General features: G+C 64.7%; 15 protein-coding genes. 10 read left to right on the top strand and 5 right to left on the bottom strand.

Translation table 11 applies throughout. The features are described from left to right. Window positions 1-199 precede the first annotated feature (199 nt). Window positions 200-1,531 carry a hypothetical protein gene (locus R2C4_RS21305; protein ID WP_208764519.1) on the top strand — a complete coding sequence of 444 codons (1,332 nt, stop codon included), beginning with the start codon at window positions 200-202 and terminating at the stop codon, window positions 1,529-1,531. A gap of 67 nt (window positions 1,532-1,598) precedes the next feature. On the opposite strand, the gene R2C4_RS03875 is transcribed toward R2C4_RS21305, so the two are convergent. Then, window positions 1,599-2,717: a THUMP domain-containing class I SAM-dependent RNA methyltransferase gene (locus R2C4_RS03875; RefSeq protein WP_141889658.1), complete on the bottom strand. Its 1,119-nt coding sequence runs from the start codon at window positions 2,715-2,717 to the stop codon at window positions 1,599-1,601. Between the two features lie 278 nt (window positions 2,718-2,995). Here R2C4_RS03875 and R2C4_RS03870 point away from each other — a divergent pair, with 278 nt between their 5' ends. From R2C4_RS03870 to R2C4_RS03830, 9 genes are all read left to right on the top strand, one after another. Then, a complete protein-coding gene (locus tag R2C4_RS03870) occupies window positions 2,996-4,729 on the top strand; it encodes an ABC transporter substrate-binding protein (protein ID WP_141889657.1) in 1,734 nt (577 codons plus the stop codon). A 156-nt stretch (window positions 4,730-4,885) separates the two neighbouring features. Next, window positions 4,886-5,950: an ABC transporter ATP-binding protein gene (locus tag R2C4_RS03865; protein ID WP_058286556.1), complete on the top strand. Its 1,065-nt coding sequence runs from the start codon at window positions 4,886-4,888 to the stop codon at window positions 5,948-5,950. Window positions 5,951-5,957: 7 nt separating this feature from the next. Then, window positions 5,958-7,052: an ABC transporter ATP-binding protein gene (locus R2C4_RS03860; protein WP_141889656.1), complete on the top strand. Its 1,095-nt coding sequence runs from the start codon at window positions 5,958-5,960 to the stop codon at window positions 7,050-7,052. Then, window positions 7,052-7,915, top strand: a complete 864-nt coding sequence (locus tag R2C4_RS03855; protein WP_058286554.1) for a carbohydrate ABC transporter permease — start codon at window positions 7,052-7,054, stop codon at window positions 7,913-7,915. The genes R2C4_RS03860 and R2C4_RS03855 overlap by 1 nt, the downstream gene beginning before the upstream one ends. A 13-nt stretch (window positions 7,916-7,928) precedes the next feature. Further along, the gene (locus tag R2C4_RS03850) at window positions 7,929-8,726 is read left to right on the top strand and encodes a carbohydrate ABC transporter permease (protein WP_141889655.1); all 798 of its coding nucleotides are present in this window, start codon (window positions 7,929-7,931) and stop codon (window positions 8,724-8,726) included. After that, complete coding sequence (locus R2C4_RS03845) at window positions 8,726-9,004, top strand: DUF2160 domain-containing protein (RefSeq protein ID WP_027236659.1); 279 nt, start codon at window positions 8,726-8,728, stop codon at window positions 9,002-9,004. The genes R2C4_RS03850 and R2C4_RS03845 overlap by 1 nt, the downstream gene beginning before the upstream one ends. Before the next feature lie 305 nt (window positions 9,005-9,309). Further along, the gene (locus R2C4_RS03840) at window positions 9,310-9,726 is read left to right on the top strand and encodes a BlaI/MecI/CopY family transcriptional regulator (protein ID WP_008555282.1); all 417 of its coding nucleotides are present in this window, start codon (window positions 9,310-9,312) and stop codon (window positions 9,724-9,726) included. Then, window positions 9,716-10,858 carry a M56 family metallopeptidase gene (locus tag R2C4_RS03835; RefSeq protein ID WP_141889654.1) on the top strand — a complete coding sequence of 381 codons (1,143 nt, stop codon included), beginning with the start codon at window positions 9,716-9,718 and terminating at the stop codon, window positions 10,856-10,858. Before R2C4_RS03840 ends, R2C4_RS03835 begins: the two co-directional genes overlap by 11 nt. Before the next feature lie 384 nt (window positions 10,859-11,242). Then, window positions 11,243-11,491, top strand: coding sequence for an EF-hand domain-containing protein (locus tag R2C4_RS03830; protein WP_008554669.1), 249 nt, complete (start codon window positions 11,243-11,245; stop codon window positions 11,489-11,491). A gap of 121 nt (window positions 11,492-11,612) precedes the next feature. Here R2C4_RS03830 and R2C4_RS03825 read toward each other — a convergent pair whose 3' ends face one another. The 4 genes from R2C4_RS03825 to R2C4_RS03815 are packed head-to-tail and all read right to left on the bottom strand — an operon-like array spanning window position 11,613 to window position 14,685. Continuing rightward, window positions 11,613-11,837 carry an NnrT protein gene (locus R2C4_RS03825; RefSeq protein WP_141889653.1) on the bottom strand — a complete coding sequence of 75 codons (225 nt, stop codon included), beginning with the start codon at window positions 11,835-11,837 and terminating at the stop codon, window positions 11,613-11,615. After that, entirely contained in the window at window positions 11,834-12,007 is a 174-nt protein-coding gene (locus tag R2C4_RS21170; protein WP_167510233.1) for a hypothetical protein, read from the bottom strand. Before R2C4_RS21170 ends, R2C4_RS03825 begins: the two co-directional genes overlap by 4 nt. 1 nt (window position 12,008) lies before the next feature. After that, window positions 12,009-13,886 (bottom strand): nitric oxide reductase activation protein NorD, encoded by a 1,878-nt coding sequence (locus tag R2C4_RS03820; protein WP_141889652.1) that lies wholly within the window; start codon window positions 13,884-13,886, stop codon window positions 12,009-12,011. A 4-nt stretch (window positions 13,887-13,890) separates the two neighbouring features. Next, window positions 13,891-14,685, bottom strand: a complete 795-nt coding sequence (locus R2C4_RS03815; protein ID WP_008557247.1) for a CbbQ/NirQ/NorQ/GpvN family protein — start codon at window positions 14,683-14,685, stop codon at window positions 13,891-13,893. Between the last annotated feature and the right edge of the window lie 2 nt (window positions 14,686-14,687).

Genomic DNA, 14,687 nt, shown 5'->3' with positions numbered 1-14,687 from the left:
TGGCCGGAGACGCCGCACAATCAAAACCTGCGCCCGCGGATTGTTTCCGCAAAGCCCCCAGAAACGATGAAATTCGCCTAAAATGTGACGAAAACTTGGCCCTTCCAGCGCGTCTCCCTACTGTGATCAATTGCGCGGAAGCGGCCCAAGTGCCGGCCACTCCGCAATTTGGATACTAGGGTTTGCTTGGGGGGTAGAGATGGGCCGGGGGCATTCTTCATGGGGCTGGGGCGGCAAGCAGGCTTGCGGCGGCACCAGCTATTATAACGGCGGCGTGCAAGGCGGGCATTTCGGCCGCTGGTACGACAGCCACTTGTCAGACCGCTTTGGCTGGAAAGGCAAGGGCTACAAGGCTTGGCGTGACGACAGAGATGAAGAAGACGGTTCCGGCGGGACGAAAGGGTCTGGCAGCACCAAGGGATCTGGCGGCACGAAAGGGTCTGGCGGAACCAAGGGCTCCGGTGGCACCAAGGGCTGGGGCGGCACCAAGGGATCTGGCGGAACTAGGGGGTCTGGCGGCACCAAGGGCTTCGGCGGCAAGGGCCATCACGGCAAGAAGCACTGGTGGTACCGCGAGGAAGATGACTGGAACGGCTCTGGCGGAACCGGAGGGTCTGGTGGAACCGGTGGGTCTGGTGGAACCGGTGGGTCGGGTGGAACCGGAGACTCCGGCGGAACCGGCGGCTCGGGCGGAACGCACGGCTGCGGATCCGGCACCAAGGGCTCGGGCGGCACCGGAGGGTCCGGCAGCGGCGGGACCAAAGGCAGCGGAGGCACCCGGGGAACCGGCGGCTCCGGCGGGACCAAGGGGACCGGTGGTGACGGCAGCAATGGCGGTGGTGCCGCCGGCAAGACCTCAGTTTTCTTCGAGATCGGCGGCAACGGCGACCCGCGGGTCACCGTCGAGGTTCTGCAGACACCGGAAAACCAGCTGTTCATCAAGATTGAGCCCACCTCCTGGGACGGCGAGGTGGCCGACATCGACGGGCTGTTCTTCAACATGGCGGAGGATGCCAGCGTTGGCGGGCTGAACTTCTTCCCGGACGAAAACGCGCTGCCGGTCACCGGCCATGAGGCCAATGCCAATTCCGTCAATGCGCTGGATACCGGCACCGCCGTGCCGGGCAATTTCGATGCGATGGTGCAATTCGGCCAGGTGCCGGGCAGCACCATCGGCACGGTTACCAATGCCAGCTTTACCCTGTGGTCAGATGCCGGGCTGACGCTGGAGGATATCGACCTCAGCAGCATGTCGCTGGTGGTCACCAGCCCGGACGGCTCGCAAAAGGTGCTGGAAGGCGGTTATGACCCGGCGGCGGCAGCCAGCAGCGGCAGCGCCTATGCCAATGGCGGGGTCACCGGCGACGGCCTGAGCAACTGGTATGACGCCAATCTGGCGGGCCAGTTCCAGGACGGCGGCAGCGAGCCCGGCACCGAGGATTTCATGGCGCTGATGAACCAGCCGGTGGGCGGCACTGTGCCCGGTAGCGGCACCGGGGGCGGCACCGGCGATATGTACGAATTCGGCTGAGCCTGCCCCGTCAGGGCAAACAGCCGGGAGGGCGCCTGAAGGCGCCCTCTTGCCTGTCCCGGGCTGCTCAGGGCAGCGGACCGGTCTTGAACAGGCGGATTTTCAGGCCGCCGTGGGCCACCGGCGCGCCAAGCGGCAGGAACGGCAGGCTGGTGGCCTTGGCCAGTGCGGTTTCCGAGGTGACGATCCCCACGCGCCAGCCGGAGAACCGCTCCTTCAGCACCTGCCCCAAGGCGCCGTATAGGGCGAAGAGCAGCTTCTTGTTGCCGATCCGGGCGCCGTAGGGCGGGTTGACGATCACCAGGCCCGGCGGGCCGTCCGGGCGCTGCAGATCGCTGACCGCCGCCTGGGCGAAACGGGTGCAATCCGCCACACCTGCACGCTCCGCATTGGCGGCGGACATCTCCACGGCGCCTGCGTTGCGGTCGGAGCCGTGGAACAGCAGATCGGTTTCGCGTTCTCCGCCCTGCTGCTTCAGCTCTGCCCAGGCGTCCGCATCGAAGGTTGCCAGCTGTTCAAACGCAAAGCTGCGGCTGCGGCCGGGCAGCAGGCCCTTTGCGATCTCCGCCGCCTCGATCACGAAGGTGCCGGAGCCGCACATCGGGTCAACCACCGGCTCACTGCCGTCAAAGCCGCATTCGCGCAGGAACAGGGCGGCGAGGTTTTCGCGCATCGGCGCCTTGCCGACGGCGGATTTATGGCCGCGCTTGTGCAGCCCCTCGCCCGAAGTGTCGACGCTGAAGACGCACAGGTTGTCCTCAATGCGCAGCTTGACCGTCAGTTCCGCGTCCTTGCTGACCGGGGCGCCGAGGCTCTCGGCAATCGCCTTTTCGACCCGCTGCGCGGCGGCGCCGGCGTGGTAGATCTTGGACTTCTTGTTGGTGGCGACCTCCACCTTCACCGGCACGTCCGCGCGCAGCACATCGCCCCAGGGGAACTTGCGCGCGCGTTTATCAAGCTGGGCCAGATGGAAGGCGCGAAATTCGCCGATCCGCGCCAGAACCCGCGCGGCCCCGCGCACTGACAGGTTGGCGCGCCAGACCTCGCGCCAGTCTCCCTGCACCGTGACCCCGCCCGGAACCGCCTTGGGCGCGGCAAATCCCAGCTCCTTGGCCTCGGCCAGCAGCGCCTGTTCCAGACCCGGCGGCGCGGTCAGGAAAATCTCGAATGTGTTGTCTTGCGTCATGCCGCCTCTGTAGCGGGAATGCTCTGGCGCGGCGACTGCTTTTTCACCGCCGGCACGGCAAAAAATTTGCGTTGCGTCACTCCCGGAAATGCTGCGCCGCGGCATCCTCTGCACGTTGAAAGCGGCCGCCCCAAGGCGTATTTTTCACCAGCAAAATCAGCATCTTAAAGCTTACTAAAAAATTAGTTTGACAACATATTCCAACCTATGAAAGCTCTATGGCAGTCAGATGCAGCTTATGCACAGCTGGCTATAAGCGACTTTCAGGGAGGAAAAAGATGCGGAAGTATCTTTTGTCCGCAGCCGCCGTTTGCGCGATGGTTGCGGGATCAATTGGCTATGCCGATGAAATGGCGGCCAAAAAATGGATTGATGAGGAATTTCAGCCTTCGGTGCTGACCAAGGACGAACAGCTGTCGGAATTGCAGTGGTTCATCCAGGCGGCTGAGCCGTTCAAGGGCATGGAAATCAACGTGCTGTCGGAAGGCATCCCGACGCACTCCTACGAATCCGAGGTGCTGACCAAGGCGTTCGAGGACATCACCGGCATCAAGGTGAACCACCAGATCCTGGGCGAAGGCGAGGTCGTTCAGGCCGTGCAGACCCAGATGCAGACCAAGCGGAATCTCTATGACGCCTACGTCAATGACTCCGACCTGATCGGCACCCATTCGCGCCTGCAGCTGGCCTACAACCTGACCGACATGATGGCAGGCGACTTCAAGGACGTGACCAACCCCGGTCTCGACCTGGATGACTTCATGGGCACCCAGTTCACCACCGGCCCGGACGGCGACCTGTACCAGCTGCCCGACCAGCAGTTCGCGAACCTCTACTGGTTCCGCAAGGACTGGTTCGACCGCGAAGACCTGCAGGCCGCGTTCAAGGAAAAATACGGCTACGACCTGGGCGTTCCGGTCAACTGGTCCGCATATGAGGACATCGCCGAGTTCTTCAGCGAGCAGGTCAAGGAAATCGACGGCACCGCGATCTATGGCCACATGGATTACGGCAAGCGCGCGCCGGACCTTGGCTGGCGGATGACCGATGCCTGGCTGTCGATGGCCGGTGCAGGCTCCAAGGGTGAGCCGAACGGCGTGCCGATCGACGAATGGGGCATCCGGATGGAAGAAGGCTCCTGCAACCCGGCTGGCGCCAGCGTGACCCGCGGCGGTGCCGCCAACGGCCCGGCGGCGGTCTATGCGATCCGCAAGTGGGACGAATGGCTGCGCAAATACGCGCCTCCGGGTGCGGCGTCCTATGACTTCTACCAGTCGCTGCCGGCACTGGCGCAAGGCAACGTGGCACAGCAGATCTTCTGGTACACCGCCTTCACCGCCGACATGGTGAAACCGCAGTCCGAAGGCAACAACACCGTTGACGGCGACGGCAACCCGCTGTGGCGGATGGCGCCCAGCCCGCACGGCCCCTACTGGGAAGAAGGCCAGAAGGTCGGTTATCAGGACGTGGGCTCCTGGACCTTCCTCAAGTCCACCCCGCTGGACCGCGCCCAGGCTGCCTGGCTCTATGCCCAGTTCGTGGTGTCCAAGACCGTGGACGTGAAGAAATCGCACGTCGGCCTGACCTTCATCCGCGACTCTTCCGTGAACCACGAAAGCTTCACCGAGCGCGCACCGAAACTGGGCGGCCTGGTCGAGTTCTACCGCTCGCCCGACCGCGTGGCATGGTCGCCGACCGGCATCAACGTGCCGGACTATCCGAAGCTGGCCCAGATCTGGTGGCAGCAGATCGGTGACGTGAACTCCGGCGCCTTCACGCCGCAGGAAGCCATGGACCGTCTCGCCGAAGAAATGGACATCACCATGGCCCGTATGCAGCGCGCAGACGAGCAGGCGAATGTCTACGGCGGCTGCGGCCCGCGCCTGAACGAAGAGAAGGACGCGGAGTGGTGGCACGCCAATGGCGGCGCCAAGCCGCCGCTGGAGAACGAGAAGCCGCAGGGCCAGACCGTCAACTATGACGAGCTGGTGGCCCGCTGGGCAACCAACTAAGCCCCTCCTCCCGGTCCGGCCAGCGATCCCCATCATCTGGCCGGGCTGCATCAGGCCCCGGAGACCCTTTCCTGTCTTCCGGGGCCTTCTTCCCCAAGATACCGCGCGCCCTGCCCCCGCGCGCAAACAGGCCGCCTGCCGGAAAGTCAAAGCAAGATGGCACTCGAACTTAAGGGTGTGACCAAGCGCGTCGGCGCCATTCAGCACATCAAGGAAACATCCCTGCTGCTGGAGCCCGGTCATTTCAACGTCCTCCTCGGCGCCACCGGCTCCGGAAAGACCTCACTCATTAAACTGATGGCGGGCCTCGACCCGATGGCCAGCGGCCAGGTGCTGATGGATGGCGAAGATGTCAGCCGTCTCAGCACCCAGAAGCGCAACATCAGCCTGGTGCATCAGTTCTTCATCAACTACCCGCATATGACGGTATTCGAAAACATCGCCTCGCCGCTGAAAGTGGCAGGAATGGCGAAATCGGAGATCGAAGGCCGCGTGGAAGAGGCCGCTGCGATCCTGCAGCTGAAGCCGATGCTGCACCGCCGCCCGCATGAGTTGTCCGGCGGCCAGCAGCAGCGCTGCGCCCTGGCCCGCGCGATTGCCAAGGAAAGCCGCGCAGTGTTCCTGGATGAGCCGCTGGCCAACCTCGATTACAAGCTGCGCGAGGAGCTGCGCGACCAGCTGCCCGAGCTGTTTGCCGGCCGCGGCGCAGTGGTGGTCTATGCGACCTCGGAACCGGAGGAGGCGCTGCTTCTGGGCGGCAAGACCGCACTGATGCGCGGCGGCCGGGTGACCCAGTTCGGCCCCACCGCCGAGATCTACCGCAACCCCGGCAATGTCGATGCGGCGCGGGTGTTTTCCGATCCGCCGATCAACACCGCCGAGATCACCAAGCAGGGCAGCATGGCCCGCCTGGGCGCCGGCGTCACCTGGGAGCTGAGCGGCGCCGCCGCCGGTCTGGCCGATGGCACCTACACCATCGCCATCCGCCCGCACCACGTGCTGCCAGTGGCAAAGAACGGCGCCCATGTGCAGCTGTCGGGACAGGTGCAGGTGACCGAACTCTCCGGCTCCGAAAGCTCTGCCCATTTCGACATGGGTTCCGGCAGCTGGGTGTCCCTCGCCCACGGCGTCCACCCCTATCAGGTGGGTGAGCTGCACGACTTCTACATGGACCCCGCGCAGGCATATTTCTTTGCCCCCGACGGCAGCCGCGCGGCGTGAGGCATCAATGGCTAAAATAACTCTCTCAAAACTGCGCCACAGCTATCTTTCGACGCCGAAGTCCGACTCGGACTACGCGCTGAAGGAAATCGACCTCGACTGGACCGACGGCGGCGCCTATGCGCTGCTTGGCCCCTCGGGTTGCGGCAAATCCACTCTTCTCAACATCATTTCGGGGCTTCTGGTGCCGTCTGAAGGCCAGATCCTGTTTGACGGCAAGGACGTGACCGCCCTGCCCCCGGACCAGCGCAACATTGCGCAGGTGTTCCAGTTCCCGGTGATCTACGACACCATGACGGTTTACGACAACCTGGCCTTCCCGCTGCGCAACCGCGGCCGGGACGAAGCCACGGTGCACAAACGGGTGATGGCGATTGCCGAAATGCTCGAAGTGACCGGGATGCTGGATCAGAAGGCGGCCGGATTGTCACCTGACAATAAACAGAAGATCTCGATGGGCCGCGGGCTGGTGCGCGAGGATGTGAACGTGGTGATGTTCGACGAACCGCTCACCGTGATCGACCCGCATCTGAAGTGGAAGCTGCGCTCCAAGCTGAAGGAGCTGCACCAGCGGGTGAAGGCGACGATGATCTACGTCACCCACGACCAGACCGAGGCGCTGACCTTTGCCGACCAGGTGGTGGTGATGCAGCTGGGCGAGGTGGTGCAAATCGGCACCCCCGTGGAGCTGTTCGAGCGCCCGGCGCATACCTTTGTCGGCCATTTCATCGGCTCGCCGGGGATGAACATCCTGCCCTGCGTCGTGCAGCACGGTGCCGCCCTGTTTGCCGGGCAGCAGATTGCGCTGGAAGGCCCCATTCAGGGGGCCGCAAACGGCCAGACCGAAATCGGCATCCGCCCGGAGTTTGTCTCGCTCGCAGGCCACGGCCTGCCTGCGACGGTCACCAAGGTCTCTGACATCGGCCGCCACACGGTGGTGGAATGCGAGGCCGGCGGCCACCGTATCAACGCCATCACCGACGGCGCCGCGCCGGAAAAAGGCAGTGCCGTGCATCTCGCCTTCCGCCAGGACATGACCCGGCTTTACGTGGATGGCTGGCTTGCCACCTCCCCCGCTGCAGACGAACAAGGAGCGGCCTGATGAAAACCGAAAACCAGAAAGCCTGGTTCTTTGTCCTGCCGGTGCTGGCGCTGGTCGCCTTCAACGCGCTGATCCCGATGATGACGGTGGTCAACTACTCGGTGCAGGAGACCTTTGGCGACAACGTGTTCTTCTGGCAGGGGCTGGACTGGTTCCAGCAGATCCTGCGCTCTGACCGCTTCCACGCGGCGCTTGGCCGCCAGTTTCTGTTCACCTTCCTGATCCTGATCATCGAGGTGCCGCTGGGCATCGCCATTGCGCTGTCGATGCCGCGCAAGGGGTTCTGGGTGCCGGTGTGCCTGGTGCTGATGGCGCTGCCGATGCTGATCCCGTGGAACGTGGTCGGCGCGATGTGGAACATCTTCACCCTGCCCGACATCGGCCTCTTGGGATACTTCCTGAACCACGTGCTGGGCATCAACTATGACATGACGCAGGATCCCGTCGCGGCCTGGGTGACCATTGTCACCATGGACGTCTGGCATTGGACTTCACTGGTTGTGCTGCTGTCCTATGCGGGCCTGGTCTCGATCCCGGACGCCTACTACCAGGCGGCCAAGATCGACGGTGCCACCAACTGGGCGGTGTTCCGGTTCATCCAGCTGCCCAAGATGAAGACGGTGCTGACCATCGCCATCCTGCTGCGCTTCATGGACAGCTTCAACATCTACACCGAGCCGTTTGTTCTGACCGGCGGCGGTCCCGGCAACTCCACCACGCTGTTGTCAATCGACCTGGTGAAAATCGCGCTTGGCCAGTTCGACCTCGGCCCCGCTGCCGCCATGTCGCTCATCTATTTTGCAATCACTCTGTTGGTCAGCTGGCTGTTCTACACGCTGATGACCAAAGACGATCAGAACTGAGGGAGGGAGACCGATGCAAAAACGATCCATCGTCCCCATCGTCTATATCCTGTTTCTCATGCTGCCGATCTACTGGCTGGTGGCGATGAGCTTTAAGACGACCAATGAAATCCTGTCGGGCTTCTCGCTGTTCCCGCAGACCTTCACGCTGGACAACTACGCGACCATCTTCACCGATCCCAGCTGGTACTGGGGCTACATCAACTCGATCCTCTACGTGTCGATCAACACCGTGATCTCCATCGCGGTGGCGCTGCCGGCCGCCTATGCCTTCAGCCGTTACCGCTTCCTGGGCGACAAGCAGCTGTTCTTCTGGCTGCTGACCAACCGGATGGCGCCGGCCGCGGTGTTTGCGCTGCCGTTCTTCCAGCTTTACTCCGCGGTGGAGCTGTTCGACACCCATCTGGCTGTTGCGCTGGCGCACTGCCTGTTCAATATCCCGCTGGCGGTCTGGATCCTCGAAGGCTTCATGGGCGGCGTTCCCAAGGAGCTGGACGAGACAGCCTTTGTCGACGGCTATTCCTTCCCGCGCTTCTTTGCGACGATCTTCATCCCCTCGATCAAGGCGGGCGTGGGTGTGGCGGCCTTCTTCTGCTTCATGTTCTCCTGGGTGGAACTGCTGCTCGCGAAGACACTGACCGCCGTCGCCGCCAAGCCGATTGCCGCCACCATGACCAAGACCGCGTCCTCCGCGGGCTATGAACTGGGGCTGCTGGCCGCGGCTGGTACTCTGACAATCATTCCGGGCGCCATCGTGATCTGGTTTGTCCGCAACTACATCGCGAAGGGTTTCGCGATGGGGAGGGTGTAATGCTTTCATGGATGGCCTGGACCTGGCCCACTGCCCTGTTGTTCATCGGCATCTTCACCGCCATCGGCGTGCTGATCATCGCTGAGATCCGCCACCCCGGCGGCGCGGCCCGCAAGGGCGTGCTCGGCCTCACCACCACCCGCGGCGACCGGCTGTTCATCAGCCTCTTGGGCACCTCCTACATCTTCCTGGCCTGGCTGGGCCTGGTGGGGATGCCGCTGTGGTGGCCCTTGGGCCTGTCGATCGCCTGGGGCATCTTCTGCTTCTGGAAGGTCTGACGCCGGCGGATCGGGTCAAGGGGGCCGCAGGCCCCGCCAAAGGCGGCTTGCCCTTGACGCGCAACCCTTAAACACACTGAAGACGGGCCTTGAAGGCAAACCTGCCCTTCAAGGCCGTCTCAGCCAACCCCCTGAACAGATGCGCCAGGCACCGTCCCAAAGACTGGCCCATCACCCCGCAATCCTGCTGAATAGACTCGCGCGGCAGCGCACATTTTAACAACAGCCCCCCCCGCCGCCGCGCATCTTCTAAGAAAATAGTTTTCACGGGAGCCCCCTTCCCCTAGCATGACTGGAACCACCAAATGAGCCGGACTGCCGAGGCGATGCGCAAGAAACACGACACTTCCCTGCTGACCGAGGTCGAGCTGGAATTCATGACTGTCGTCTGGGACCTGGGCGGCGGCACCGTGCGCGATATCCTGGCGGAGCTGAACAAGGTGCAGGAACGCGCCTATACCTCAGTGGCCACGGTTCTCAAGATCATGGAGCAAAAGGGCTTTCTCACCAGCGAGCGCAAGGACCGCTCCCTGGTCTACCGCCCCGCCGTTCCCAAGGCAGAGTATCAGAAAACATCTCTGAAAAACCTTTCGAGCAAGCTTTTCAACGGCGCGCCCGCCGCCCTGGTGGCGCGGCTGGTCGATGATGAGGATGTGACCGACGAGATGCTCGAGGAGATGCGGGCGCTCTTGGAGGAAAGGCTGGGGGACAATGCCAACTGATGTTCTGCTGAACGCCTATATTGACCTGAATATCCTGCTGCTGGCGGGCACCCTGCTGTGGTTCGCCGCCCGCAAGGCGCTGGCGCGCAGCCCGCTGGGCCGCGCCTACCGGCCGCAGCTGCGGCTGTTGAACGGGATGACTGTGCTGCTGGCGGCCTCGCCGGTGCTGATCCTTGCCTTCACCCATTATGTCATCGCCCATCCGCCGAATTTCTCCGACATGCTGGTCTCGCAGTACCTGCAGGGCAATGTCAGCATGAGCGCCGGCACGTTCGAGGCCACCCTGGGCCTGCGCGAGGATGCGGTGCGCGGGCTCACCAGCCTGCAGCCGCTGTGGGCACAGGCCCTTGCCGCGGCGTTTGCCGCCGGGGCGCTGCTCTGCCTGGCGCATGTGGCCGCGTCCGTCTTCCGTCTGCGGCAGAACCTGGCGGGCGCCTTCACCTGGAAGCGCATCGGCCGGGTGCAGCTGATGGTGTCCGATGACATCCGCGTCGCCTATTCCACCCGCGGACTGCTGCGGCGCTATGTGGTGCTGCCCTCGGCGCTGCTCAATGACCCGCGCGATTTGCGCCTGACCATCGCCCATGAGCTGCAGCACTTCCGCCAGCGCGACATCGAATGCGAGTTTCTGCTGGAGATGCTGCGCCCGCTGCTGTTCTGGAATCCCGCCTTTTACATGTGGCGGCGCGAAGTGCGGCTGCTGCGGGAGTTTGCCTGCGATCAGGCCTTGATGGCGCGGCCCGGTTTCGATGTGCGCGCCTATTGCGAATGCCTGATCCGCGCCTGCGCCCATGCCGCCCGCGGCCCGGGCCTGTTCATGCGCCGCAGCCCGGCGGTGGCGCTGGTCGACCGCCGCGAAACCCGCCGCGGCGCGTCTCTGCAGCGCCGCATTATCGCGGTGACGGCAGTTCAGCCGCGGGGGCCGAACTCGCTGGGCTGGGGGCTGGTGTCCTTGGCGATGGCCGGGGTGGTGCTGGCAACCGCGATGCTGCTGCAGCGGCCCAGCGACTGGAGCCATGACCGCATCATGCTGTCGACCATCGTCAACCTGGAGCGGATGGCCAGCCGCAACACGGGGTCAGAGCTTGCGGTCAGCGCCCTGAATGGCGGCTTTGCCGTTCCGGCCCGGTAAACCGGGAACACCGGTCCTCTGCCAAATGCTCAGATCCGCCGCGTGAATTGCGGCGAAGCATTCGTGGCGCCGGCAGTCCGGCTGTGTCCGGCAGCCGCCGCTGTATCAGACCTCCCCCATTTCAAGACGCGGCCCGGTGCCTGCGCCGGCACTGGCAGAATTCTGCGGGACCGGCTGCCGGGCTTGAGCGGAGAAAGGACCAGCCGGCCGCCAGGGCGGCAAAGCGCCGAAGCCGGCGCCCGTTTCCGGCGGTGCGGTGCCTGAAATTCTCTCCTGCGGCCAAGGGGATAGCGCCCGGCGCCTGCACGCCCTAGCTCTATGCCACGGCACGCGGAACACCGTGGCCGCAGGTAGAACACCAAACAAACGAATGGAGTGTCTCACATGAAAAAATTCGCGCTGACCGCCGCCGCTGTTGCTGCTCTGGCTGCTTCGCCGCTGGCCGCGATGGAATCCATCACCGAGGCTGACACGGACGGCAACGGCACCTATTCGCTGGAGGAACTGCAGGCGGCCTATCCGGATCTGACCGCGGAAACCTTTGCCACCATCGACTCCAACGCCGATGGCGAAGCCGACCTGGCTGAGGTGCAGGCAGCGGAAGAGGCCGGCTTGCTGGCAGCAGAAGGCTGATCCCGCGGCAAGGCGGCTCCCCCATCCCCCCGAGCCGCCTTGCCACCTGAAGTCCCGCCGGTTTCAAACGGTTCAAGGGCCCTGCAGTGCAGGGCCCTTTTCATTTGGCCATGCGGCGGGGTCAGCCGCCGTCCGCCTGTTGCTTCAGCCGCTCGATATGGCGGGCAAAGACATAGGTCAAAGGCAGCCCCAGCAGCAGCCCCCAGGCCACCGACTCATATGGGGTCAGCACCCGCCAGCCGATCCAGCTGGCGATCAGCGAGGCAAAGAAGATGTTGACGGCCGCCGCGCCCGCCCCGAACGGGTAAAGCGCCGCCAGCAGCCGCCAGGAAGGCCGCGGTGTCATCGCCGGCTCACCAGGTATTGGACAAACCCCAGGCTGACGATCAGGGCGATGGAGCCGATCAGGAACCAGAACTCCGCGGTTTCGGTTTGCGGCTGCGGGATCGGACGCTCGAACGTGGTGGCAAAGGCGCTGGAAGGGGCCAGCAGGGCCAAAGAGAGGATGCGTTTCATCTCAGTGCTCCATGGTCAGGGATTGATAGATTTCCGGCAGCGCGCGCGGCAGCCGGTCCGGGTCGGGCAGCAGGGTGAACCCCGCGCGCCCGAAGATGCGGGCAAACCAGTCCTGCCCGTCGGCGTCGATCACCACGCCATGCACCGACTGGCCTAGGGCGCGCGCCTCGCGTACCGCCATGCGGCTGTCCTCGATGCCGTGCACGCCTTCATAGTGGTCCAGATCGTTGGGCTTGCCATCGGTCAGCACCAGAAGCAGGCGGCGTTCGGATCCTTCCTCGGCCAGCTGGGCAGAGGCATGGCGGATTGCCGCGCCAAGGCGGGTGTAGTGGCCGGGTTTGAAGCCGCCGATGCGGGCGGTGACCGCCTCGGACATCGGATCCTCGAAGCCTTTGGCGCGGGTCAGGAACACCCGGTCGCGGCGCAGGGAGGAGAACCCCCAGATGCCCAGCCGGTCGCCTGCGGTGGCAATGCCGCTGGCCAGGGCTGCCAGCGCCTCGCGGGCGGTCTCAATCACCGGGCGGTCGCCGACCGTGGCCTCAGTCGAGCGGGAGCAGTCCATCAGCACCGCCACGCTCAGGTCGCGGGCCATCGGGCGGCTGGCCTGCCAGACCCGGTCGCTACCCTGCTGGCCGCAGGCCAGATCGACATGGGATTTCACCACCGCTTCCAGATCCAGCTCATCGCCGTCCAGCTGCCGCGGCAGCATCACCCGGCGCGGGTGCAGCGGCGCGAACTGGCGGCGCACCCGGGACACCAGCCGCGGGTCGGGCTGGAAGCTGTCCGCGGGCTTGCCCTCGGCTTCCAGAACGCGGGCGTGGGCGGGCATGTGCTTGCCCAGCCGGTGGTTCCATTCGGGATAGGTGAACTGCCCCGCCAGCCGCTCGTGCTCGGCATCCTGCGGCGACAGGTCCAGCGAGATCCGCAGCCGCGACGCAGCGCGTTTCATGTGCTGCGAGAGGGTGAGATTGTCCTGATCCTCCGCCGCTTTCTGGGCGTTCTCGTTGTCGTCGTCATCGACCATCCGGTTGATGTTCAGGCTTTCGGCCCAGGACAGGATGGATTCGAACCGGTGAACGATGAAGCTGTCCTTGCGGGTGGTCTGGTCCTGATCCTGCCGTTTCGCCGTCTTGCGGGTAGAGACGGCGAGACCGGGTGTTTTCATCTCCTCCGCTTCGGGGGCAGCCCCCCTGCCCGCCTGCGGTGCGGCCAAGCGCAGCCAGAACGGCACCGGCTGAAACGTCCGGTAACCGCGCGGGGCGGTGCAGGTGCAGGGTTCGGCAATCCGGCAGTCGGAACCGATCTGGTCCAGCACCATACGTTCGATCCGCGCCTCGAACCGCGGCAGTCCGTTGCGTTTGCGCGTCCCGGCAATATAGGCACAAAAGTCGCCATAGGCAGACCGCAGCCCCGGACAGGCGGCAAACACCTTGTCGGCGGCGCGGGCATTGGCGGCGATCTCCAGCTGGTCGGCTTGATAGCGGTCCTCGTTGCGGTCCGGCAATTCGATCATGGCGGCCATTGCGGCCAGCCACAGGTAGGCCTTGCGGTTCAACTCGCGGCTTGAAAATGCGGCCATTTCCGGTGGCAGGCGCAGGCGCTCGCCGTCAAAGCCGGCCACATGCACCATTTCCCGCGGGGTGCCGATGCGGCGCAGCCGGTCCGGGCGGTGATCCGACAGCACCGCAGGCGCCACCTGGATTTCCACGCCCCCGGCCCCGCCCAGCGCCCGGAACAGCGCCGCCGCGCTGGCGCGCATGTCCTCGAACCGGACGGTGTGTTCGGCCCCATCCTCTGCGGCGCCGATCCGTGTGGCCATGCCGTGCCACAGGTTGCCAACCGTTTCTTCGGGTTCCAGAAGGTCGAGAGCGTGGATCATGGCATCACCCGTAGACGCTGGCGGCAAGGTCGCGCAGCGCTTGCTGCACGTCACTCTCGTCGCTGAGGGGTTCAATGATGGCGGCCTCCACCGCGCGCTCCACGCCCATGCCCTTGGCGATCAGCGTCGCGGCGTAGATCAAGAGGCGGGTGGACACACCTTCCTCCAGATCCATACCGGAGAGCTTGCGGATATGGCCCGCCAAGCGCACCAGCGCGGCGGAGCGGTCCTCGTCCAGCCCGCTCTCAGACGCAACCACCGCGGTTTCGGCAGAAGCCTCCGGGAAGTCGAAGCCGATCGACAGGAAGCGCTGCCGGGTCGAGGGTTTCAGCTTCTTCAGGATGTTCTGGTAGCCGGGGTTGTAGCTGGCCACCAGCATGAAGGGCTTGGGGGCTGCCAGCTCCTCGCCGGTGCGGTCGATGACCAGGCGGCGGCGGTCGTCGGTCAAGGGGTGCAGCACCACGGCCACGTCTTTGCGGGCCTCCACCACCTCATCGAGGTAACAGATGCCGCCCTCGCGCACCGCGCGGGTCAGCGGGCCGTCGACCCAAACCGTCTCCCCGCCTTTCAGCAGGTAGCGCCCGATCAGGTCGGCGGCGGACAGGTCGTCATGGCAGGCAACGGTGTGGAGGGGCAGCCCGAGCCGGGCCGCCATATGTTCCACGAACCGCGTCTTGCCGCAGCCGGTGGGCCCCTTCAGAAGAAGGGGCAGACCGTTGGCTTGGGCCATCTCGAAGACGGTGCATTCATCGCCTGCGGGACGGTAGAAGGGCACGGAAGGCATATTCATCGCGTTCATGG

The sequence above is a fragment of the Leisingera aquaemixtae genome (genome assembly GCF_006740765.1).
GTDB classification, from domain to species: Bacteria; Pseudomonadota; Alphaproteobacteria; order Rhodobacterales; family Rhodobacteraceae; genus Leisingera; species Leisingera aquaemixtae.
This window is presented reverse-complemented; position numbering and strand designations above follow the sequence as displayed.

What these genes read in the sequence shown, in the direction of transcription:
- R2C4_RS21305 (WP_208764519.1), top strand. Translation starts at nt 200, where the DNA reads ATGGGCCGGGGGCATTCTTCATGGGGCTGGGGCGGCAAGCAGGCTTGC.
- R2C4_RS03875 (WP_141889658.1), bottom strand. Translation starts at nt 2,717, where the DNA reads ATGACGCAAGACAACACATTCGAGATTTTCCTGACCGCGCCGCCGGGT.
- R2C4_RS03870 (WP_141889657.1), top strand. Translation starts at nt 2,996, where the DNA reads ATGCGGAAGTATCTTTTGTCCGCAGCCGCCGTTTGCGCGATGGTTGCG.
- R2C4_RS03865 (WP_058286556.1), top strand. Translation starts at nt 4,886, where the DNA reads ATGGCACTCGAACTTAAGGGTGTGACCAAGCGCGTCGGCGCCATTCAG.
- R2C4_RS03860 (WP_141889656.1), top strand. Translation starts at nt 5,958, where the DNA reads ATGGCTAAAATAACTCTCTCAAAACTGCGCCACAGCTATCTTTCGACG.
- R2C4_RS03855 (WP_058286554.1), top strand. Translation starts at nt 7,052, where the DNA reads ATGAAAACCGAAAACCAGAAAGCCTGGTTCTTTGTCCTGCCGGTGCTG.
- R2C4_RS03850 (WP_141889655.1), top strand. Translation starts at nt 7,929, where the DNA reads ATGCAAAAACGATCCATCGTCCCCATCGTCTATATCCTGTTTCTCATG.
- R2C4_RS03845 (WP_027236659.1), top strand. Translation starts at nt 8,726, where the DNA reads ATGCTTTCATGGATGGCCTGGACCTGGCCCACTGCCCTGTTGTTCATC.
- R2C4_RS03840 (WP_008555282.1), top strand. Translation starts at nt 9,310, where the DNA reads ATGAGCCGGACTGCCGAGGCGATGCGCAAGAAACACGACACTTCCCTG.
- R2C4_RS03835 (WP_141889654.1), top strand. Translation starts at nt 9,716, where the DNA reads ATGCCAACTGATGTTCTGCTGAACGCCTATATTGACCTGAATATCCTG.
- R2C4_RS03830 (WP_008554669.1), top strand. Translation starts at nt 11,243, where the DNA reads ATGAAAAAATTCGCGCTGACCGCCGCCGCTGTTGCTGCTCTGGCTGCT.
- R2C4_RS03825 (WP_141889653.1), bottom strand. Translation starts at nt 11,837, where the DNA reads ATGACACCGCGGCCTTCCTGGCGGCTGCTGGCGGCGCTTTACCCGTTC.
- R2C4_RS21170 (WP_167510233.1), bottom strand. Translation starts at nt 12,007, where the DNA reads ATGAAACGCATCCTCTCTTTGGCCCTGCTGGCCCCTTCCAGCGCCTTT.
- R2C4_RS03820 (WP_141889652.1), bottom strand. Translation starts at nt 13,886, where the DNA reads ATGATCCACGCTCTCGACCTTCTGGAACCCGAAGAAACGGTTGGCAAC.
- R2C4_RS03815 (WP_008557247.1), bottom strand. Translation starts at nt 14,685, where the DNA reads ATGAACGCGATGAATATGCCTTCCGTGCCCTTCTACCGTCCCGCAGGC.